This window comes from Streptomyces sp. NPDC107498 (genome assembly GCF_055582805.1).
This window is the reverse complement of the sequence record NZ_JBVJPE010000021.1, coordinates 91,019-111,782: the sequence shown is the minus strand read 5'-3', so window position 1 is coordinate 111,782 and position 20,764 is coordinate 91,019. Positions and strand designations below refer to the sequence as shown.

Below are 20,764 nucleotides of genomic sequence, written 5' to 3'. Positions count from 1 at the left end.
CTCGGCGCCAAGTCGATGAGCGAGAGCCCCTTCAACCCGGTGGCCCCCGCCTTCGCGAACGCCCTGCGCGACGCCACGGGCATCCGCTTCACCGAACTGCCGGTGACCCGCGACCGCGTCTGGCTCGCCCTCGACCGGCAGGCGCGGAGCGTCGGTCGATGACCCGGGAGGATATGAGCCGCCACCTCGTAGCAAGCTCACAAATACCGGCTCGTAGCCCGGATTCAACTGGCAAACACGGTTCTCCGCTCCGAGGGTCGGGTATCACTGCGCGCAACCGCCGCACCGACCGCCTCGAAGGGACCGACGATGAGCCGACCGAGCGCCGCACCTCACGCCACGCCCGTCACCACGCCCGCACCCCCCGGATCCTTCGCGCTCTGGGGGGACGTGGCCGGCCCCGCCGTCCTCACCGTCGCCGAGCTGCGCCGAGGATGGGATCAGCACCGGGCCGAGGTGGTCTTCGACTGCGCCACGGCGGGGCCGCAGCACCACACCTTCACGGGCCCGCTGCTGCGCGAGGTCATGGCCGTGGCCCGCCCCGGCTTCGACCCCGCCCGGCGCAAGGAGCGCTCGCGCTTCCTGGTGGCCGTGACCGGCGGCGACGGGCACCACACCGTCCTGTCCTGGGCGGAGATCGACGCCGACTTCGGCAACGCCCCCGTACTGCTCGCGACCCGCATGGACGACGAGGACCTCGACGCCGTCGGCACTCACCTCGTCGTCCCGTCCGACCGCTGCGGCGCCCGCTACGTCAGTGCCGTCACCCGGATCTGGATCGGCGTCCACCGGCTTCCCGGAACCCCTCCGTCCGAGGGCTGAGACCACCGGGTGGCCCCCCTCGTCTCTTCCTCCAACCCCCCTCTCATTCGCGATGGAGGGTCCTACGGATTTGTTGCAGATGAGAGCCAGATAGCCCTACGGTGTCGCATATGCAGTCCTACACCATCGGGCAGGCCGCCCGTCTGCTGGGCGTGAGCCCCGACACCGCCCGGCGCTGGGCGGACGCGGGCCGGCTCGCGACCCACCGTGACGAGAGCGGCCGGCGCGTCATCGACGGCACGTCGCTGGCCGCCTTCTCCGTGGAGATCTCGCAGGGCGACGAGGACGCGTCGTACACGACGGCGCGCAACGCGTTCCCGGGCATCGTCACGGCGATCAAGCTCGGTGACATCGCGGCCCAGGTCACCATCCAGGCCGGGCCGCACCGCCTGGTCTCCCTCCTCACCCGTGAGGCAGTGGAGGAGCTGGGACTGGAAGTCGGCATGCAGGCCACCGCCCGCGTGAAATCGACCAGCGTGCACATCGACCGCACCTGACCACCCCTCACGCACCACCGATACGCCTCGGCCGCCGACGCGGCCGGCCCCCGTCGCACCTTCCGTTCGTCCCCAGGAGATCCGGACCCCATGTCCTTCGCCCTCACCCCCGCCGGACGCCGTACGGCCGCCGCCGCCCTCACCGCCGCCCTCCTCGTCCCGCTCGCGGCCTGTTCGTCGAACGACGACGCCAAGAAGGACACGAGCGGCTCCACGGCCTCCGCCTCCGGCTCGGCGGGTTCCGCGCCGTCGGCGAACCTGACCGTCCTCGCGGCCGCGTCCCTGACGGACGTGTTCAGGACGGCCGGTGCCGTCTACGAGAAGTCCCACCCGGGCACGAAGCTCACCTTCTCCTTCGCCGGCTCGCAGGAACTCGTCGCCCAGGTCGCCCAGGGCTCCCCCGCCGACGTCCTGGTCACCGCCGACACCAAGAGCATGGACAAGGTGAAGGCCGACACCGGCACGCCGGCCGTCATCGCCAAGAACCGGCTCGTCATCGCCACCGGCAAGGGCAACCCCTTCAAGGTCGACGAGCTGAAGGACCTCGCGGACACCAAGCTCAAGGTCGTCCTCGCCGCCCCCGAGGTACCGGCCGGCAAGTACAGCAAGAAGGTCCTCGACGCCCAGAAGATCACCGTGAAGCCGGTCTCCCAGGAGCCCAACGTCCGCGCGGTGCTCAGCAAGGTCGAGCTGGGCGAGGCCGACGCCGGACTCGTCTACAGGACCGACGCCGAGAGCGCCAAGGACAAGGTCGACGCCGTCGAGATCCCCGACGCGCAGAACGCCGTCGCCCAGTACCCGGCCGCTACGCTCAAGGACTCGAAGAACACCGAGGCCGCCGCCGCGTTCGTCGCCTGGCTCTCCTCCCCGGAGGGCCAGAAGATCCTCCAGGACGCCGGCTTCCAGAAGCCGTAACCGTCCGGGATCACACGGATCGCGAGGGGCTGCCCGTGCCGGGGGACGGGCAGCCCCTCGTCCTCACGTCTTGCTCGCTGCGGGGTCGATCGATGAAACAACACCACACGCACAGGTCCGGCGCCCGCCCGCCGCTGACGCTGGTCCTGCCCGCGCTGACGGCCGTGGCGTTCCTGACCCTGCCGCTGGTCGGGATCCTCGCGCGGACCGAGTGGGGCGGGCTCGCCGGTCATCTGAGTTCGCCGGGCACCGTCCAGGCGCTGAAGCTCTCGCTGCTCGTGTCCTTCTGGGCGCTGGGGCTCTCGCTGCTGCTCGGCGTCCCGCTGGCCTGGCTGCTCGCCCGCGTGCCGTTCCCCGGCAAGTCCCTCGTCCGTTCGCTGGTGCTGCTGCCGATGGTGCTGCCGCCGACCGTCGGCGGCGTCGCGCTGCTGCTCGCCTTCGGGCGGCGCGGCCTCCTCGGGCCGTGGCTGGAGTCGACGTTCGGCATCACGCTGCCGTTCCACACCTCGGGCGCGGTCCTCGCCGCCACGTTCGTGGCCATGCCGTTCCTGGTCATCAGCCTGGAGGGCGCGCTCGGCGGGCTGCGGCCGCGGTACGAGGAGACGGCGGCCTCGCTCGGCGCCTCGCCGGTCCGGGTCTTCTTCACCGTCACGCTGCCGATGGTCGCGCCCGGCGTCCTCGCCGGCGCGGCCCTGACCTGGGCGCGGGCACTGGGCGAGTTCGGCGCCACCATCACCTTCGCCGGCAACCTGCCCGGCACCACCCAGACCCTCCCCCTCCAGGTCTATCTGCTGCTCCAGGACGCGCCCGAGGCCGCGACCTCCGTCTCGCTGCTGCTGCTCGCCATCGCCATGGGCGTCCTGATCGCCCTGCGCGGACGGTGGACCGGCACCCCGGCCGCCCGCGTCCGCCGTGCCGCCGCCCCCGGGGCCGACGCGGAGCCGATCGACGAAGCCCCACCGGCGCGGGCCGTCCCGTCCGTCCCCCCCGAGGGGCGCTGGGCGCTGCACGCCGAGGTCACCGGCTTCACCCGGCTCACCCTGGACGCCGAACCGGGCACCACGATCGCCGTCGTGGGGCCGAACGGCGCCGGCAAGACGACCCTGCTCCGGGCCCTCCTCGGCCTCACGCCCCGCGCCCGCGCGGACCTCTCCCTCGGCGACACCGACGTCACCGCCCTGCCCCCGCACCGCCGCCGGGTCGCCTGGGTACCGCAGGACGGCGCCCTCTTCCCCCACCTGACCGCCCTCGCCAACACCGCCTACGGCCTGCGCTCCCAGGGCGTCCCGCGCGCCGAGGCCCGGCGGGAGGCCCGGACCTGGCTCGACCGCCTCGGTGTCGGCCACCTGGGACACAGGAAGCCGTCCCAGCTCTCCGGCGGCCAGGCCCAGCGGGTCGCCCTGGCCCGGGCGCTGGCCGCCCGTCCCCGGCTCCTCGTCCTCGACGAACCGCTCGCCGCCCTCGACCAGACCACCCGCGCCCACGTCCGCCACACCCTGCGCACGCACCTGGCCGGGTTCGGCGGCGTCTGCCTCATCGTCACCCACGACCCCGTCGAGGCCGTCTCGCTCGCCGACCGCGTGCTCGTCCTCGACGAGGGCCGTGCCCTCCAGGACGACAGCCCGGCCGAGGTCACCCGCCACCCCCGCTCCCCCTGGGTCGCCCGCATGCTCGGCCGCAACGCGTGGCCCGGCACCGCCACCGCGGAAGGCCTCGCGCTCGACGGCGGCGGTGTCCTCGTCGCGGCCGACCCACCGCCCTCCGGCACCCCCGCGCTCGCGATCGTCGCGCCCGAGGCGGTGTCCGTCCACCGCGAGAAGCCCGCCGGCAGCCCCCGTAACGTCTGGCCCGGCACCGTGCGCGAGATCACCACCAGCGGCAGCCGACTGCGCGTCCTGATCACCTCCCACGAGGCGCCCGACCTCGTCGCCGAGATCACCCCTCAGGCCGCCGCCGAACTCGGCCTCGCCGACGGGGTGTCCGTCTGGACGAGCCTCAAGGCGACCGAGACGACGGTCGTGCCCCTTTGACCCGCCGGAACGAAACGAGGACCACATGACGGAGCACGACGCCCCCACGGTGCGGGACTGGCTGCGCGGCATCGAGGTGTTCGCCCGCCCGCTCCCCGACTTCGTGCCGCACGAGGCCCCCGCCGAGCCGTCGGAGCTCTTCCTCGCGTGGCTGGGCGAGGCCGTCGGGGCCGGAATCCCGGACCCGCACGCCATGACCCTCGCCACCGTGGACGAGGCGGGCGATCCCGACGCCCGGGTCCTCGTCCTCAAGAACGTCGACGCCTCGGGCTTCCAGTTCGCCGCGCACGGAACCAGTCCCAAGGGGATCCAGCTCACCGGCACTCCGCGCGCCGCGCTCACCTTCTACTGGGCGGAGTTCGGCCGCCAGGTCCGCGTCCGCGGCGCGGTCCGCCCGGAGTCCGCGGACCGCTCGGCCGCCGACTTCCTCGCCCGCTCGGCCACGGCCAGGGCCGAGGCCCTGCTCGGTCGGCAGAGCCGCTACCTCGACGACTCCGACGAGCGCGACCGGGCCCTGCGGGACGGCCTCGCCAGGATCGAGGCGGAGCCGGACCTCGTCGCCCCCGCCTGGACGCTCTACACCGTCGTCCCGGACGTGGTGGAGTTCTGGCAGGCCGCCGCGACCCGCGCCCACGTCCGTCTGCGGTACGAGAGGGAGACGACCGGCTGGCAGCGCCGGCGGCTCTGGGCCTGACCGTCGGTCCGCCAGGCCTCGCATCCGGTCTCGTACGGCCCCCCGTGGCGCTCCGTGCGGCGTCGGCGGGGACCACGGCTGCGGTGTCGGTCCGCTGACGTATTCTTCCCGCCACCGCACACCGACCGTGAGGAACAAGAGAATTGACCGGCCTGTCCGCTTTCCCGCTGCCCTTCCGCGCTTCCCGTTCCCTGTCGTTCGCGACGCCCCGGACGCTGCGGGAACTTCAGATGATGCGGTGCAGCGCGCACCTCCGGGCGAAGCCGGGCTGGTTCGACAAGATGAACGACGCCGACGTCGTCGCCAGGTGGACGCGGGAAGCGGTCGCCCAGGGCCTCACCGAAGCGCAGGTCCGCTACGTGCTCGCCGAGCTCGTGCACTACGCCGCGCTGCGGGACGGACGGACCGGCGTCGAGGTGTCCGCCGTCGACGGGGTGTGGCAGTCGGACGCACTGGTCGACGACGAGCTCCGGTCCCGGCTGCGCGAGGCGGTCCGGGTCCTGGAGGAGGTCCCCGAAGCGGAGCGGGACTGGCATCCCGGATCCGACGGCCAGGTCCTGGACCTGGTCCACCCCTCGCTCTTCTGTCTGGTGAGGGACGTGAGCGGCGCGCCCGAGCGGGCGTGGCGGAACCCGACGGACCGCTACTCGACGTACGAGTTCTCGGAGAGGTTCCAGTGGCTGCCCACGGACGTCGACGTCAGTGACGACGGCGAGGTCGCCTTCCGGTCGTACGTCAACAACGTCCACCCCGAGACCCATCGCGAACTCGCCGCCGTCCTGCCGGACCTGTTCGCGCGCCTGCGCCCGCTGTGGGAGAACGTGCTCACCGATCTGCGCCGTCCGCGGCCCCCGCGGATCGAAGCCGACCCCTACGGGTGGTACGACTCGGAGCCCGCGCATCCGATCAGATCCTCCTACGACGACGAGAAGGCCTACGCGGAAGCCCGTGACGCGTGGGCACGGGCCCGTGACGACTGGTGGGAGAACCGCCGTCCGGTCGTCCCGGACGCCCCGGCCTTCACCCCGCCCGAGGTGCCCGACGCGTCCGCCCGGGTCGACCTGCGCGGCCGTCGCCTCCAGGTCGTCGTCAAGCTCGCCACCATCCGTCTCACCCCGGACAAGCCCGAGTACCCCGGCGGCTCCTGGCACGTCGAGGGGATGCTGAACGAGCGGATCGTCTCGACCGGCATCTACTACTGGGACAGCGAGAACATCACCGAGAGCCGGCTGGGCTTCCGGGCGGCACTCGACGACCCGGACTACGAGCAGAACGACGACGACGGTCTGCGCGAGGTCTACGGCCTGGAGGACGAGGACGCGCTGAACCAGGTGCTGGGATCGGCGTCGACCCCGGCGGGCCGCTGCCTGGCCTTCCCGAACGTCCTGCAGCACCGCGTCGGCTCGTTCCGCCTCGTGGATCCCACCCGCCCGGGGCACCGCAAGATCCTCGCGTTCTTCCTGGTCGACCCGTCGGAGAGGATCGTCTCGACCTCCGACGTGCCGCCGCAGCAGCCGTGGTCCGAGACCTCGACCATGACGCTCGAACAGGCCGAGGACTTCCGCGAACAGCTCATGAAGGAACGCTCGTTCTTCGTGGACGAGCACAACGAGCAGCTGTACGAGCGGGAGTTCTCCCTCTGCGAGCACTGAGGCCCGCCCGCCCCGCACACGCGCGCCCGGCGGACGGGGACACCGCGGCCGGGCGCCGGGCGCCGGACCGCGGTGCTCCGGCGTCAGTGGGCGGGCGTCCGGGCGGTCTTGTCCGTGGTGCCGTCCCCGTCCTGGGCCTCCGCCCCGGCGGGCTGCGGCGGGGTGGGCGGGGTGCGGACCAGCAGCGCGACCAGCACGGTCAGCCCGCCGATCACGGCACCGACGCCGAATCCCCACCGGATGCCCGTCGCCAGGGCGCCGGTGGCGTCCGCGCCGTCGACCGCCGCCGTGGCGGCGTGCCCCGACATGACGCTGATGACCAGGGCGGTGCCGGCGGCGGCCGCGACCTGTTGGAGCGAGCCCAGGACGGCGGAGCCGTGGGGGTAGAGGTGCGGCGGCAGTACGGACAGGCCGGAGGTGAAGACCGGGGTGAAGACGAACGCCATGCCGGCGCTCAGGGCCACGTGAAGGGCGAGCACCAGCCACGGTGAGGTCTGCTCGCCCGTCAGGGCGAACAGGGCGAGGCAGGCCGCGGTGAGGACGGCTCCGGGCACGACCAGGCGCGGTGCGCCGAGCCGGTCGTAGAGCTTGCCGACCTGGGGGCCGAGCAGACCCATGGTCAGGCCGCCGGGGATGAGGAGCAGACCGGTCTGGAGCGAGGAGAGGCCGACCACCTCCTGCAGGTAGATCGGCAGCAGGACGAACGCGCCCATGAGGGCCATGAAGGACAGGCACATCAGGCCGAGCGCCACGGAGAAGTGCCGGTACGTCAGGGTGCGCAGGTCGAGGAGCGGTGTGGACGAGCGCTGCAGTGCCAGCTGTCGCCATGCGAACAGGCCCACCAGCACGCCGCCGGCCAGGGTCGTGACCACCGGGGGCACGGGGGCCTGGGCCGAGCCCTCGGCGCCGAGCCCGCTCAGGCCGTAGACGAGGGCGCCGAAGCCCACGGCCGCCAGGGGGACGGACAGCCAGTCGATGGGGCCGGCCTGCGGCTCGCCGATGTCGACCAGGTGGCGCCGGCCGAAGAGGGCCATGGCTCCCGCGATGGGCAGCACGGCCAGGAACAACAGGCGCCAGGAGCCCAGTTGCAGCAGCACGCCGGAGGCCGCGGGGCCGAGGGCGGGGGCGACGGAGATGACGAGGGTGATGTTGCCCATGACCCGGCCGCGGTCGTGCGGGGGCACGAGGGTCATCAGCGTCGTCATGAGCAGCGGCATCATGACGGCGGTGCCACTGGCCTGGACGACACGGGCCGCCAGCAGCACGGGAAAGGCGGGCGCGGCCGCGGCCAGCGCCGTGCCGGCGAGGAACAGCGCCATGGCGAGGCCGAAGGCGGTCCGGGTCGTCACGCGCTGGAGGAACCATCCCGTCACCGGGATGACGACGGCCATGGTGAGCATGAAGGAGGTGGACAGCCACCCCGCGGCGGCCGCGGTGACCTCGAACTCGCGCATGAGCCGCGGGATCGCGTTGACCATGATCGTCTCGTTGAGGAGGACGACGAAGGTGGACAGCACGAGGATCCGCAGCACGGCGGTGACGCGGGCGGCCGGGAACGTGGGCGGCGCGTGGGGAGCGAGCATGGTGCCTTCCGTCAGGTGAGTGTCCTCCGCTCGGGGCGGGTCACTCTGGAGACCGCGGTGCCGGGAAGAACTCATCGGTTTTCCCCGAATCCTTCCGGCACCGCCGCCGGGGCTCAACCCATTTACCGACGCGGCGCGGTGGACGACGGGGCGGGCGGTGTGCAGGGCGATCTCGGCGCCCCGCGCCACGGCGCCGCGCGTGATCCGAACGGCGTTCCGTCCGGATCGCCCTCCCCGGTCTCAGCAGCGCTCGCGGAGCTCGGAGAGGACGGCCTTCTCGCGCGCGTTGACGGCGCCGTCGACCGTGGCCACCCGTTCGGCCACGTCGAGGAGGTCGCTCAGGTCGCCCGGCTCGGCGTCCAGGCGTCGCCAGACCTCGGCGGGATCGACGTCGACGAGGCGGGCGAGTCTTTCGTCGACCACCTGGTGCCGGTCCCGGACCAGTCGCACCAGGTGCCGCATCAGGAGTGCCTCGTCGTCGGTGATCTTCGAGTCCGCGGTGATGACGAGCCACGCGACCCAGAGCATCAGCTGTGGGTGCCTGCTCCGCTCGCTCAGTCCCTCGGCGGTCTCGATCACCCGTGCCTCGTTCCGGAAGACGGCCTGCGCGTGCCGTCCCGCGAGCAGCGTCGTGCAGCGGTTCAACGCCACCGCGAGCGGGACGCCGACCGCGGGGATGCCGATCTTGATGATGTTGCGCTGGAGGAGGTGCTTCCCGACGACGGGGAGCCCCCTCGCGGCGGACAGGACCGTTCCGGAGTAGAAGCGCTTGATCAACGGCCGCATCACGGCCGGGACCGCCTTGACCACGCCTTCCCGGACCACTTCTCCGCTCTTGATCGTGAAGGCCACCCGGATGAGCTTCCACATGTCCTCGGGGTCGGACAGGTCGAGCGGGGCCCGGTAGAGGACCGAGATGTCGTAGGCCAGGCGGAGCTGGAGCCGGGTGATGTACGCGACGTCGACCATCACGGTCGCGACGGCGGCCGGGAACGTCGCCGGCGAGGCGCCGCCGAGGCTCCCGAGGGTGGCGACGACGGCCGCGAGTAGGCGCCGGCGGAGAGCCTGCCTTCGAGCGCGGCGTAGCGGGCCGCCATCTTGATCCGCTGGTCGACGACGGCGTCCGCGGGTACGCCCTCGTAACGCTCCTGGAAGTACTGCCAGTCGACCTTGTCGGCGTAGGAGCTCATGGCCTGGGCCGTGAGCTTGGTGAACCAGCCGCCCGACTTGATGTCGTCCGTGCTCAGCCCCTTGATGAACTCCCGGAGTTCGGCCCGCTCGTTCTCGACGGCCTCCCGGTCGGCGTCGTCGTCGCCGACGTCGGCGGCGTCGACCAGGGTGTCGGCCATGGTGAGTCCCCCTCGGGCGGTTCGGCGTCCGGCCGGGCCGCCGGGTTCCGGACCGCCCCGCCGCCGTCTCCGCGCGGTGGGCCGGCAACCGGAACCGCCTTCCCCGGGCGCCCTGTCGAGCCGTCACCCTAGCGCGTCACCGCACGGCGGACGCCGTCGTGCCGATCCTCGCGGTGATCGCCTTCACTACGGCCGGGGCGGGGGCGGCCCGCCGGCGGTCAGTCGCGTACGTGCAGCCCGAAGCCCGTGCGGACGTGCGCGCCCGCACCCACGGGCGCAAGGCGTACCGGCATCCGCTGGTCGGTCCCCTCGAACTGCACCACGAGAACTTCGCGCTGCCCGAGGAGTCCGGCCCGGAGCTGCTGGTGCTGTCCGCGGGCGCTCGGGGAGTGAGTAGGCTCGGGGTGCCGCGCCGGGAGCCAGCAGAGGAGAGACACGTGTTCGTGAAGGTGTGCGGGCTCAGAACGGCCGACGACGTCGACGCGGCGGTCGCGGCCGGGGCCGACGCCGTCGGACTCGTGATCAGCGGGACCAGTGTGCGCGGGCTCGGCCGGGACCGGGCGGCGCTGCTCGCCGCCCACGTGCCGGCGGGTGTCCTGTCCGTTCTCGTGGTCAACGACACCCCCGCCGCCGACGCCGCCCGCATCGCCGGTGACCTCGGCGTCGGCGCCCTCCAGCTGCACGGCACCGCGTACCGCGAGGAGGACTTCGCGACCGCGGCCGGGATCTTTCCGCGGTTGTGGCGGGCCACGTCCTTGAGCGACCGGCCCGACACGCGGGTCGGCGCCTACGGCGAGGAGGTGCTCCTCCTCGACTCTCCCCGGGCGGGTTCCGGCGAGCCGTGGGACCTGTCCCTGCTCGAGGCCGCGCGGCCCGAGGGCGCGTGGCTGCTCGCCGGAGGGCTCGCGCCGCACAACGTCGGCGAGGCGATCGGCCGGGCGCGCCCCTGGGGGGTCGACGTGTCCAGCGGCGTCGAGTCCGCCCCGGGCGTGAAGGACCACGGTCTGATCCGTACGTTCGTCACCGCCGCGAAGCGGGCGGTCCCGCAGGGCGCCTGACTCCCGGCGGGGGGGTGGCAGGTCCCGGGACCTGCCGACCCGAGCCGTGCCTCCCCGTCGGCGGCGGCCTTCCGGGCGGTCCCGCGGTGCCGCCGGGGCGGGCGAGAAAGATCACTGCTCCCGCCGTACATCCTTGGAGCCCTTTCGTGCGTCTTCCATGCGCCGGGTCCGCGTCCGGCCCCGTCGTGCGGCCCGGCAGAACCCGGTCCGGCTCCGCGCGACCCGGTCCGTGCGGAGCCGGAAGACATCGATCTCTACCAAGGGCAGAAGACTTTGCTGACTCCGACACTCGGCCTGCGCAGTGCCGTGACCGTCTCGCTCACGGCCTCGGCCGTCCTGGCCGGCGGTCTCTTCGCCGGCCAGGCGTACGCCGCACCGGCGGTGCCGTCGATCACCGCTCCCGGCGGCTTCGTCATGAACAACGGGACGGGAACGACGCTGTACGGGAAGGCCGCGGACACCCGCCGGTCGACCGGGTCCACCACGAAGATCATGACCGCGAAGGTGGTGCTGTCCCAGCGGAACCTCAACCTCGACGCCAAGGTCACGATCCAGAAGGCCTACAGCGACTACATCGTCTCCAAGAACGCCTCCTCGGCCCGGCTCATCGTCGGGGACAAGGTGACCGTCCGACAGCTCCTCTACGGCCTCATGCTGCCGTCGGGGTGTGACGCCGCCTACGCGCTGGCCGACAAGTTCGGCACGGGCACCACGCGGGCCGCCCGCGTCAAGTCGTTCATCGGGAAGATGAACGACGAGGCGAGGAAGCTCGGTCTGAGGAACACCCACTTCGACTCGTTCGACGGGATAGGAGGTGGGCAGAACTACTCGACTCCGCGCGATCTGACGAAGATCGCGAGCAGCGCGATGAAGAACTCCACGTTCCGCACCGTCGTCAAGACGAAGTCCACGAAGCAGAAGGTGACCACGAAGAGCGGTGGTTACCGGTACATGTCGTGGAGCAACACGAACAAGCTCCTCAGCACGTACAGCGGTGCGATCGGCGTGAAGACCGGCTCCGGTCCGCAGGCCAAGTACTGCCTCGTCTTCGCGGCCACCCGTGGCGGCAAGACGGTCATCGGCACGGTCCTCGCCTCGCCGTCCGAGACGAACAGGGCGGCCGACGTCAAGAAGCTGCTGGACTACGGCTTCGCCAGGTAACAGGCACGCGACGGCACCCGTCCGTCCCGGCTGCCTCCCGTCCGGCGGGAGGCAGCCCGGCGGCCGACGTCAGGTACGGCGTTCGGCCGCCGGCCACAGGCCGAACCACTGTTCGGCCCCGTACTCCTCGAACCGGTCCACCTCGGTGAACCCGAGCTTCACCGCGAGGCGCAGGGCGCGCGCGTTGTCGGTCCGGGTGAGGAGCACCACCGGTTCGCCGGGGAGCGCGTCGGCGTGCCAGTCGAGCGCCGCCGCGCACGCCTCGGCCGCGTACCCGCGTCCCCAGGCCTCCGGCAGGAACAGGCAGCCGAGCTCCGCCTCCCGGCCTTCCGGGCGGACGTGCCCGGGACGCTCCGGGTCCCGCCGGTCGAGCGTGATCACGCCGATCATCGCTCCGTCGAGGTCGACCACGAAGCACCCGGGGCGCCGCCCCGGCACCTCGGGCATCACCCGGTCGAGTTCGTCGCGCGGTCGGGCACCGCCCACGGAGGCGCCCACTTCCGGCGAGGCGAAGAGTGCGACGAACGCCGCGCGGTCCCGCGCCTCGGACTCGCGGAGCACGAGCCGTTCGGTCTTCAGGGGAGCGGGCGGCCGGGGAGCGGGCCCGAGTTCGGTCATGGCGGGCAACGTATCGCACACCCGTGTGGACGATGCGGAGGGACGAGCCGTCGTGGGCCCCCCGGACTCCCGGGCGCGGAGCGGGGGGCACCTTCGGGTTCCGCGAGGCGGACCCGCCGCCCGACGCCCGAGCCGGTCCGCCGCGTCCCTGCCGAGAACCTGCACAACGTGTGCGTGTCGAGGGGCGGGGCCTTCACGGTTCTCCGACAGCACCGGCGCCGGGGCCGCCCGGACGGCACCGTTCTGTCCGCTTAAGTTCCTCGCGCGGGGCGGGGCGCCCGAATCTGTTACTCGGTTCCGAGGAGAAGGTGTCGGCATTCGGTGAAATTGGATGCACGGCCGCTTCCCGAGGTGCAGAAACACCCGCTCGGGGGCGTCAACAGAATTTCTCCGGTCAGCCGTTCACGTGATTTGATCAATCCCGCTGCGGCCGCAGAAGACGGATTCCCCCCCATGAACGAAGGGTGCGCATCATGCGTCACGACCTTGAGACCGCTGAGATCTCCGACGCCGACCTCGACGCCGTCTCCGGCGGTCTCGTCACCATCTCCGGCGGCCTCGCCGGCGCCGTGACCGGCGACGTCACCAACCTCCTCGGCACCGTCGGCTCCCTGCAGACGGTCCAGGGCGTCGAGGGCCTCGTCGCCGGCGTCCCGGGCCTGGCCACCGGCATCACCGGCGTCTCGGTGAACACCGCGGGCATCGCCGGCCTCTGAGTCACGCATCGACCGTGAACCCCGGGACCGGCCCGGTCCCGGGGTTCACGGTCGCCCCTGAGAACGACCGCGGAAATCCCGACCGCGGAATGTACGAGAGAATGCAGCCGAAGGAATAGTCCGTGCAGTTCCGCCGCAATGCGCTTTCCAAGCTGCAATCGCCCGAAGAACTCGACGTGCCCGTGCGTTTCGCACGCCCCCAGGGCCGTCTGGCGCTCGCCGTCACCGTCGTCGTCATGGCCGCGGCGGGTTTCTGGGCCCTCACCGGCACGGTGACGTCCAAGGTGGACGCCCCCGGACTCCTCACCCGTGCCGAGGGCTCCTACCTGCTGCAGAGTCCCGTCGCCGGGCAGGTCACTGACGTCCTCGTCGAGGAGGGCCGGTCCGTCGCCCCCGGCGCACCGCTGCTGACCGTCCGCACGGACCGGGGCGACCGGCCCGTCCGCGCCGTCGCCGGCGGCCGCGTCACCACGCTGTACGCGCGGCTGGGTTCGGTCGTCACCACCGGCGCCGACGTGGCGACCGTCGAGCGCGTGACCGACCCGCACGCCCCGCTGATGGCCGTCCTGTACCTCCAGGGCGACACCGCCGCCACGATCCGCGCGGGCGCCCGGGTCGACCTCGGTGTCCAGTCCGTCCCGCGCGACCGGTTCGGCGTGCTCCGCGGACGGGTCCGCGCCGTCGGCCGCACTCCGCAGACACGGGCCCGGCTCGGTGCCTTCCTCGGCGACGCCGGGCTCGCCGCCCGGTTCTCCCGCGAGGGCGATCCGGTCGCGGTGCTCGTCACCCTGGACCGCTCCCCCGCCACCGCCTCCGGCTACTCCTGGTCCTCCGCGGACGGGCCCCCGCACGCGCCCGTCTCCGGCACGCCCGTCACCGGCGCCGTCCACCTCGCCGCGCAGCACCCCGTCGACTGGCTGCTGCCGTGAGCGCGTCACGGGCGGCCGTCCCGACCCGGGCCCGGTCCGCCGGCGGGTCGCGCGGCTCGGCCCGCAGGCTGCCGCCGGCGGGCGGTCCCCGACGTCGTGCGCGGGTCCCCCGGGGCCGCCGGCCCGGGACCGTCCGCACTCCCACGGTGCTCCAGATGGAGGCGGTCGAGTGCGGCGCCGCCGCCCTCGCGACGGTCCTCGGGCACCACGGCCGTTTCGTCTCGCTGGAGGAGCTCCGCATCGCCTGCGGCGTCTCCCGCGACGGGTCCCGGGCCGGGAACCTCCTCAAAGCGGCCCGCGGCTACGGGCTCCGGGCCAAGGGCATGCAGATGGACCTGGCCGCGCTCGCGGAGGTGCCCGCCCCGGCCATCCTCTTCTGGGAGTTCAACCACTACGTCGTGTACGAGGGCACGGGCCGCCGTCTGGGCCGGCCCGGCGTGTACGTCAACGACCCCGGCAGCGGCCGCCGGTTCGTCCCGATGGACCAGTTCGACACCAGCTTCACCGGCATCGTGCTCACCTTCGAGCCGGGCCCCGACTTCCGGCGCGGCGGCAGCCGGCCCGGCGTCCTGGCCGCCCTTCCGGCCCGGCTGCGCGGCACCTCCGGCACCATGGCCGCCGCGGTCGTCGCCAGCCTCCTCCTGGTGGCCGTCGGCGCCTGGGTGCCCGCCCTGAGCCGTACGTACATCGACGTGTTCCTCCTCGGGCACCAGACGTCCCTGCTCGGCGTGGTCCTCGCGGCGATGGCCACCGCCCTCGTCCTGACCGGGACGCTCACGGCCCTCCAACAGGCCAATCTGCTGCGCGGGCGCATCATCGCCTCCACCCTGGGCAGCGCCCGCTTCCTGCGGCACCTGCTCCGGCTCCCGCTCTCGTTCTACGCGCAGCGGAACCCGGCCGACCTCGTCCAACGCCTGCGGACCAACGACGCGGTCGCCGAGACCCTCGCCCGCGACCTGGCCGCGGCGGCGGTCGACGCCGTCGTCGTCCTGCTCTACGCCGCGCTGCTCTGGACGTACGACCCCCAACTCACCGTCGTCGGCGTGCTGATCGCCCTGCTCAACGTCGTCGCCCTGCGCGTCGTCGTCCGTCTTCGGGCCACTGGCACGCAGAAGCTGCGCGCCGAGAGCGCCCGGCTGACCAACACCGCGTACAGCGGGCTCCAGCTCATCGAGACGATGAAGGCCACCGGCGGCGAGGACGGCTTCTTCCGCCGCTGGGCCGGACAGCACGCCACCACCCTCGACGTGCAGCAGCGCCTCGGCGTGCCCAGCGCCTGGCTGGCGGTCGTCGCGCCCACCCTCGCCGCGCTCAACAGCGCGCTCATCCTCATGATCGGCGGTCTGCGGGCGGTGGAGGGCCATCTCACCGTCGGCCTGCTCGTCGCCTTCCAGGCGCTCGTGACCGGTTTCACCGCTCCGCTCACCCGGCTCAACGGAGTGGCGGGCCGCGTCCAGGACTTCGCCGCCGACATCGCCCGCCTCAGGGACGTCGAGAACTTCCCCGTCGACCCGGTGCACACCCGGCGCGCGCCGGGCGCCGCCACTCGCCGCCTCACCGGACACGTCGAACTGGAGGGCGTCACCTTCGGCTACAGCCCCCTCGACGCACCGCTGCTCAAGGACTTCTCGCTCACCGTCGGCCCCGGTCGGCAGGTGGCCCTGGTCGGCGGGTCCGGCAGCGGCAAGTCCACCGTCTCGCGGCTGATGTCCGGGCTCTACACGCCGTGGGAGGGCGCGATCCGCATCGACGGGATGCGTCTGGAGGACATCCCGCGCGGCGCCCTCGCGGCCTCCGTCTCCTTCGTCGACCAGGACGTCTTCCTCTTCGAGGGCACCGTCCGCGACAACGTGGCGCTCTGGGACCCCTCCGTCCCCGACGAGGCCGTCGTCGCCGCCCTCCAGGACGCCGCCGTGTACGACGAGGTCGCCCGGCGCCCCGGTGGCATCCGGAGCCGCGTCGAGCAGGACGGCCGCAACTTCTCCGGCGGCCAGCGCCAGCGCCTGGAGATCGCCCGCGCGCTGGTGCGCCGCCCGAGCGTCCTGATCCTCGACGAGGTGACCAGCGCGCTCGACGCGGCGACCGAACAGGTCGTCATCGACAACCTGCGGCGGCGCGGTTGCGCCTGCGTGGTCATCGCCCATCGGCTGAGCACCGTGCGCGACAGCGACGAGATCGTCGTGCTCGACCGGGGCACGGTGGTGGAGCGCGGACGCCACGAGCAGCTCGTCGCGGCGCGGGGCACGTACGCCGGTCTGATCGAGGAGCACTGAGGTGAACGTCCCCCATCCGCCCGCCGATCTCGCCGGCGTACGGCACGGCGGCGCCCCGGACCCGGTCGTCGCGGCCCTGGGCGCCCTCGGCACCGGGGTCGACTGCGCGGGGCTGCGCAGCCTCGCCCTCGAAGGCCCGCACGTCCTCTGGCTCGTCGTCGAGGGGGCCCTCGACCTGTTCGCCGTGGACGCGGCGCGGCTCGGCCCCTGGCACTTCCTGGGCCGTCTCGAAGCGGGCGCGCTGCTGCTCGGCCCGGTCGACGGCCCCGCGCACACCCTGATCGGCCGTCCCGCCCAGGGTTGTCTGCTGCGCCGCGTCGAGCTGCGCGAACTGCCGTACCCGGTCGGCCGGACGCACTCCCCGGAGGGGCACGGCCAGGGGTACGGACAGCAGGCCTCCGGCGGGCAGTGGTACGAGGGCCAGTGGTACGAGGACCAGAACGCGTACGGCACGGGGGCCGAGGCCCCGCTCAGTCCCCTGGAGCACGCCTTCGCGCTCGGCATCGGGCGCGGGCTGCGCGTCCTGTACCAGGCGGCCCTGGACGGCGGCCCCGGCGACGCCCCGGGCACGGCCGACGACGACGTCCTCTGGATGCGGATCGCCCCCGGGAGCATCGCGTACGGAGCCGCCTACGTGACGGGCCACGAGGGGTACGGGGGGCACGGGGGCGACGGCTCCGGAACCCTCCTCGTGGACCCCGCGACCTGGCAGGGCATGGTCGACCAGCAGTACCGGCTGCTCCATGCCCTGGAGGGCTGGATCGAGCAGCTCGAACGCGACCACGAGGACCGCGCGGCCGCGGGGATCGAGGCCGGTCGGGCCGCACGCACGCGGGCCGACCGCACGCTCCTCGCCTCCATCGGCCGCTCCGGCGGCGCCCCGCGGGGCCGGGCCGACGACGACGCGACCTACGCCGTGTGCCGGGCGGTCGCCGCCGAGGCGCGCATCGCCCTCGCCGATCCGGCCGACGCGGTCGCGGACCCCGGGCAGCCCGACCCCGTCGAACGCATCGCGCTCGCCTCCCGGATCCGCACCCGGGGCGTCCGGCTCGGCGACCGCTGGTGGCGCGAGGACAGCGGGCCCCTCGTCGGGCACCGCGCGGCGGACGGGGCCCCCGTCGCCCTGCTGTGGCGGCGCGGCCGGTACGTGGCCTTCGACCCCGCCACCGGTGAGCGGGAGCGCGTCGACCGGGCCGGGGCCGCGGCGTTCGCGCCGCGGGCCGTCATGTTCTACCGACCGCTGCCCGACCGGCCCCTCGGCCTGCTGCGGCTGCTCCGGTTCAGCGTCCGGGGGACGCGGGCGGAGCTCCGCGACCTGCTCCTCGGCGGGCTCGTCGCGGTCGCCCTCGGCGCCCTCGTGCCCGTCGCCACCGGCCGGGTGCTCGGCGCGTACGTACCGGCGGCCGAGACCGGGCTGATCGTCCAGGCCGGCTGCGCGATCATCGCCACCAGCATCGTGTCGGCCGCGTTCATGCTGCTCCAGAACACCGCGATCCTGCGGATGGAGGGCCGGATCGAGGCCACTCTCCAGCCGGCCGTCTGGGACCGGCTGCTGCGCCTGCCGACGACGTTCTTCGCCGGGCGGTCGACCGGCGAACTGGCCGGTGCCGCCATGGGCATCAGCGCCATCCGCCGGGTCCTGTCCGGGATCGGCCCGGTGGTGGTCCAGGCCGGCACCGTCGGCACGGTCAACCTGGTGCTGCTCCTCGTCTACAGCGTGCCGCTGGCCCTCGTCGCGCTCGCCCTGCTGCTGGCCACGGCCGTGGTGTTCCTGGGTCTCGGCCTCTGGCAGCTGCGGTACCAGCGGCAGCTGGTCCGGCTCGGCAACGCGCTCGACAACCAGGCCTTCCAGACCCTGCGCGGGCTGCCGAAGCTGCGCGTCGCGGCGGCCGAGAGCTTCGCCTACGCCGCCTGGGCGGGGCGGTTCGCCCGGACCCGCGAGCTGCACCGGCGGGTCGGGAGGATCAAGAACGTCCTCGCGGTCCTCGGCGCGGTCTGTCTGCCGCTGTGCACGCTCGTGATGTTCGCGCTCCTGGCCGGCCCGGCCCGCGGCAGCCTGTCCGCGAGCGAGTTCCTCACCTTCAGCACGGCCGTCACGATGATGCTGTCCTCGGTCACGCAGCTGACCGGTGCGCTTCTTTCGGCCGCCGCCGTGCAGCCCATGTTCGAGGAGATCAGGCCGGTGTTCCGGGAGACGCCCGAGGTCCGCGGCTCCAGCGCGCCGCCCGGCGAACTGACCGGTGCGATCGAGGCCGAGAACCTGTCCTACCGTTACACCGAGGACGGTCCGCTGGTCCTCGACGGGGTCAGCCTGCGGGTGCGGCCGGGCGAGTTCGTCGCGATCGTCGGGGCCAGCGGCTGCGGCAAGTCCACGCTCCTGCGGCTGCTCATCGGCTTCGACCGGCCGGCCTCCGGCACCGTGCGCTACGACGGTCAGGACCTCGCGGCCCTGGACCTGGCGGCCGTGCGCCGCCAGTGCGGCGTCGTCCTCCAGAACGCCCAGCCGTTCTCCGGCTCCGTCCTCGACTGCATCCGCGGCGCCGGCTCGTACCCGCTGGAGGACGCGTGGGCCGCCGCCGCGATGGCGGGCCTGGCCGAGGACGTCAAGGCCATGCCCATGGGCATGCACACGATGCTGTCCGACGGCGGAGGCACCGTCTCGGGCGGCCAGCGCCAGCGGCTGATGATCGCCCAGGCGCTCATCCGCAGACCCCGCGTCCTCTTCTTCGACGAGGCGACGAGCGCCCTCGACAACGAGGCCCAGCGGGTCGTCATCGAGTCGACCCGTGCCCTGAACGCGACCCGTGTCGTGATCGCCCACCGGCTGTCCACCATCATGGACGCCGACCGGGTGATCGCCCTGGCGGACGGACGCGTCGTCCAGGAGGGCACGCCCGCCGAACTCCTCGCCGACACGACCGGCCTGTTCCACGAGCTGGTCCGGCGCCAACTGGGCTGACGTGCCGGTCCGGTTCCTCCGCCGGGCCCCGCGTGGCGGGGCCGCCCGGGCCGTCGCACGGTGTACACGTACGACGGTGGCCACGTACGGCACCGCGCTCGTACGACGGTGAACGCTCGCTCTCACGACGGTGAACACGCGAAGGGGAACGCCTTGCACTCGCACTCCGACGGACCGGTCCTGCCCCGCCGTACCGCGCTGACCCTGGGCGTCGGCACGGCACTCACCGCCGCGCTCGCCACCGGCAGCGGAACCGCGCGGGCCTCGGCGGGAACGGGCGGCGTCGTCGCGCGGCTGCGGCGCCTGGAGCGGAAACACACGGCGCGCCTGGGGGTGTTCGCCCGTGACGTGCACACGGGCAGGACCGTGGCCCACCGGGCGAACGAGCGCTTCCCCATGGCCTCGGTGTTCAAGACCCTCGCCGTCGCGGCCGTGCTGCGGGACCTGGACCACGACGGGGAGTTCCTCGCCCGGCGCGTCCACTACACCCGGGCGTGCGTCGAAAGGTCCGGACACTCGCCGGTCACGGGGTCGGCCGAGAACGTCTCGGGCGGCATGACCGTCTCCGAGCTCTGCGACGCCGCCCTCCGCTTCAGCGACAACACCGCCGCCAACCTGCTCCTGGAGCAGCTGGGCGGCCCCACCGCCGTCACCCGCTTCTGCCGCTCGATCGGGGACCGCGCCACCCGGCTCGACCGGTGGGAGCCCGAGCTCAACTCGGCGGAGCCCCGACGGGACACCGACACCACCACCCCGTACGCCATCGGCCTCGACCACGCCCGCCTCGTGCTCGGCGACGCCCTGGAACCCCACGACCGCGAGCGGCTCACCGACTGGATGCTCCGCAACACCACCGGCGGCGAGCGGTTCCGCCGCGGCCTGCCCGCCGACTGGCTCCTCGCCGACAAGACCGGGTCCGCCCGCCACGGCGGCGCCAACGACGTGGGGGTCGCCTGGCGGCCGGACGGCACGCCGGTCGTCCTCGCCGTCCTCTCCACCCGGCCCGCGGAGGACGCCCCCGCCGACGACCCGCTGGTGGCCCGCGCCGCCGCGCTGCTGGCGGAGGAGTTCGGCCGGTAACGTCGACGCCATGAACGTCACCGGCAAGGAATCACGCCACCTCGGCGTGCACGTCGACCGGACCGTCGACGAGGTCTACGCCTATGCGTCGGATCCGGCCAACCTGCCCGCGTGGGCCCACGGGTTGGGGGGCTCCATCGAGAAGGTCGGCGACCAGTGGGTCGCGGACTCCTCCCCCCTGGGACGCGTCACGGTCAGGTTCGCGCCCCGCAACGAGCTGGGCGTGCTCGACCACGACGTCACGCTCTCCTCCGGGGAGACCTTCCACAACCCGGTCCGCGTGATCGCCGACGGCGCGGGGAGCGAGGTGGTGTTCACCCTCCGCCGGCAGCCGGGGACGAGCGACGCCGACTTCGAGCGCGACGCCGAGACGGTCGCCGCCGATCTGGCCCGGCTCAAGGAGCTGCTGGAGTCCTCCTAGGACTTGT

At 73.2% G+C, this 20,764-nt stretch carries 18 protein-coding genes and 1 pseudogene; 15 read left to right on the top strand and 4 right to left on the bottom strand.

Features of this window, described 5'->3' with window-relative positions; translation table 11 throughout:
* The first annotated feature begins 309 nt into the window (after positions 1-309).
* From ACZ66Z_RS29820 to ACZ66Z_RS29795, 6 genes are all read left to right on the top strand, one after another.
* Positions 310-822 carry a molybdopterin-dependent oxidoreductase gene (locus ACZ66Z_RS29820; RefSeq protein WP_469938467.1) on the top strand — a complete coding sequence of 171 codons (513 nt, stop codon included), beginning with the start codon at positions 310-312 and terminating at the stop codon, positions 820-822.
* 110 nt (positions 823-932) lie between these two features.
* Entirely contained in the window at positions 933-1,319 is a 387-nt protein-coding gene (locus ACZ66Z_RS29815; protein WP_469938465.1) for a TOBE domain-containing protein, read from the top strand.
* A gap of 90 nt (positions 1,320-1,409) precedes the next feature.
* On the top strand, positions 1,410-2,234 hold the full coding sequence (gene modA / locus ACZ66Z_RS29810) for a molybdate ABC transporter substrate-binding protein (protein WP_469938464.1): 825 nt from the start codon (positions 1,410-1,412) through the stop codon (positions 2,232-2,234).
* A gap of 92 nt (positions 2,235-2,326) precedes the next feature.
* Positions 2,327-4,264 (top strand): ABC transporter permease, encoded by a 1,938-nt coding sequence (locus ACZ66Z_RS29805; protein ID WP_469938462.1) that lies wholly within the window; start codon positions 2,327-2,329, stop codon positions 4,262-4,264.
* Positions 4,265-4,289: 25 nt separating this feature from the next.
* A complete protein-coding gene (locus tag ACZ66Z_RS29800) occupies positions 4,290-4,958 on the top strand; it encodes a pyridoxine/pyridoxamine 5'-phosphate oxidase (protein WP_469938460.1) in 669 nt (222 codons plus the stop codon).
* Positions 4,959-5,101: 143 nt separating this feature from the next.
* Complete coding sequence (locus ACZ66Z_RS29795; protein ID WP_469938459.1) at positions 5,102-6,610, top strand: DUF4246 domain-containing protein; 1,509 nt, start codon at positions 5,102-5,104, stop codon at positions 6,608-6,610.
* A gap of 83 nt (positions 6,611-6,693) precedes the next feature.
* On the opposite strand, the gene ACZ66Z_RS29790 is transcribed toward ACZ66Z_RS29795, so the two are convergent.
* The 3 genes from ACZ66Z_RS29790 to ACZ66Z_RS29780 form a co-directional block, all read right to left on the bottom strand.
* Complete coding sequence (locus tag ACZ66Z_RS29790) at positions 6,694-8,193, bottom strand: DHA2 family efflux MFS transporter permease subunit (protein ID WP_469938457.1); 1,500 nt, start codon at positions 8,191-8,193, stop codon at positions 6,694-6,696.
* A 240-nt stretch (positions 8,194-8,433) separates the two neighbouring features.
* Complete coding sequence (locus ACZ66Z_RS29785; protein WP_469938456.1) at positions 8,434-9,165, bottom strand: tellurite resistance TerB family protein; 732 nt, start codon at positions 9,163-9,165, stop codon at positions 8,434-8,436.
* Positions 9,162-9,542, bottom strand: a complete 381-nt coding sequence (locus ACZ66Z_RS29780; RefSeq protein WP_469938455.1) for a hypothetical protein — start codon at positions 9,540-9,542, stop codon at positions 9,162-9,164. Before ACZ66Z_RS29780 ends, ACZ66Z_RS29785 begins: the two co-directional genes overlap by 4 nt.
* A 158-nt stretch (positions 9,543-9,700) precedes the next feature.
* Between ACZ66Z_RS29780 and ACZ66Z_RS29775 the strand changes: the two are divergent.
* The 3 genes and pseudogenes from ACZ66Z_RS29775 to ACZ66Z_RS29765 all read left to right on the top strand — a co-directional run.
* Positions 9,701-9,919, top strand: a pseudogene (locus ACZ66Z_RS29775) (MmyB family transcriptional regulator); the annotation flags it as partial.
* On the top strand, positions 9,908-10,600 hold the full coding sequence (locus ACZ66Z_RS29770) for a phosphoribosylanthranilate isomerase (RefSeq protein ID WP_469938477.1): 693 nt from the start codon (positions 9,908-9,910) through the stop codon (positions 10,598-10,600). The pseudogene ACZ66Z_RS29775 and the gene ACZ66Z_RS29770, both read left to right, overlap by 12 nt.
* A gap of 294 nt (positions 10,601-10,894) precedes the next feature.
* Entirely contained in the window at positions 10,895-11,761 is an 867-nt protein-coding gene (locus tag ACZ66Z_RS29765) for a D-alanyl-D-alanine carboxypeptidase family protein (protein ID WP_469938475.1), read from the top strand.
* 69 nt (positions 11,762-11,830) lie between these two features.
* Here the strand turns inward: ACZ66Z_RS29765 and ACZ66Z_RS29760 are convergent, their stop codons facing one another.
* Positions 11,831-12,379, bottom strand: coding sequence for a GNAT family N-acetyltransferase (locus ACZ66Z_RS29760; RefSeq protein WP_469938454.1), 549 nt, complete (start codon positions 12,377-12,379; stop codon positions 11,831-11,833).
* Between the two features lie 473 nt (positions 12,380-12,852).
* Between ACZ66Z_RS29760 and ACZ66Z_RS29755 the strand changes: the two genes are divergently transcribed.
* The 6 genes from ACZ66Z_RS29755 (at position 12,853) to ACZ66Z_RS29730 (ending at position 20,757) form a co-directional block, all read left to right on the top strand.
* A complete protein-coding gene (locus tag ACZ66Z_RS29755) occupies positions 12,853-13,095 on the top strand; it encodes a hypothetical protein (RefSeq protein WP_469938453.1) in 243 nt (80 codons plus the stop codon).
* A 122-nt stretch (positions 13,096-13,217) separates the two neighbouring features.
* Entirely contained in the window at positions 13,218-14,024 is an 807-nt protein-coding gene (locus ACZ66Z_RS29750) for a biotin/lipoyl-containing protein (protein WP_469938452.1), read from the top strand.
* A gap of 155 nt (positions 14,025-14,179) precedes the next feature.
* Positions 14,180-16,297, top strand: coding sequence for an NHLP family bacteriocin export ABC transporter peptidase/permease/ATPase subunit (locus ACZ66Z_RS29745; protein ID WP_469938451.1), 2,118 nt, complete (start codon positions 14,180-14,182; stop codon positions 16,295-16,297).
* A 1-nt stretch (position 16,298) separates the two neighbouring features.
* Positions 16,299-19,256, top strand: coding sequence for an NHLP bacteriocin export ABC transporter permease/ATPase subunit (locus tag ACZ66Z_RS29740; RefSeq protein WP_469938450.1), 2,958 nt, complete (start codon positions 16,299-16,301; stop codon positions 19,254-19,256).
* Positions 19,257-19,409: 153 nt separating this feature from the next.
* On the top strand, positions 19,410-20,336 hold the full coding sequence (gene bla / locus ACZ66Z_RS29735; protein ID WP_469938449.1) for a class A beta-lactamase: 927 nt from the start codon (positions 19,410-19,412) through the stop codon (positions 20,334-20,336).
* Positions 20,337-20,346: 10 nt separating this feature from the next.
* A complete protein-coding gene (locus tag ACZ66Z_RS29730; RefSeq protein WP_469938448.1) occupies positions 20,347-20,757 on the top strand; it encodes an SRPBCC family protein in 411 nt (136 codons plus the stop codon).
* The last annotated feature ends 7 nt before the right edge of the window (positions 20,758-20,764 follow it).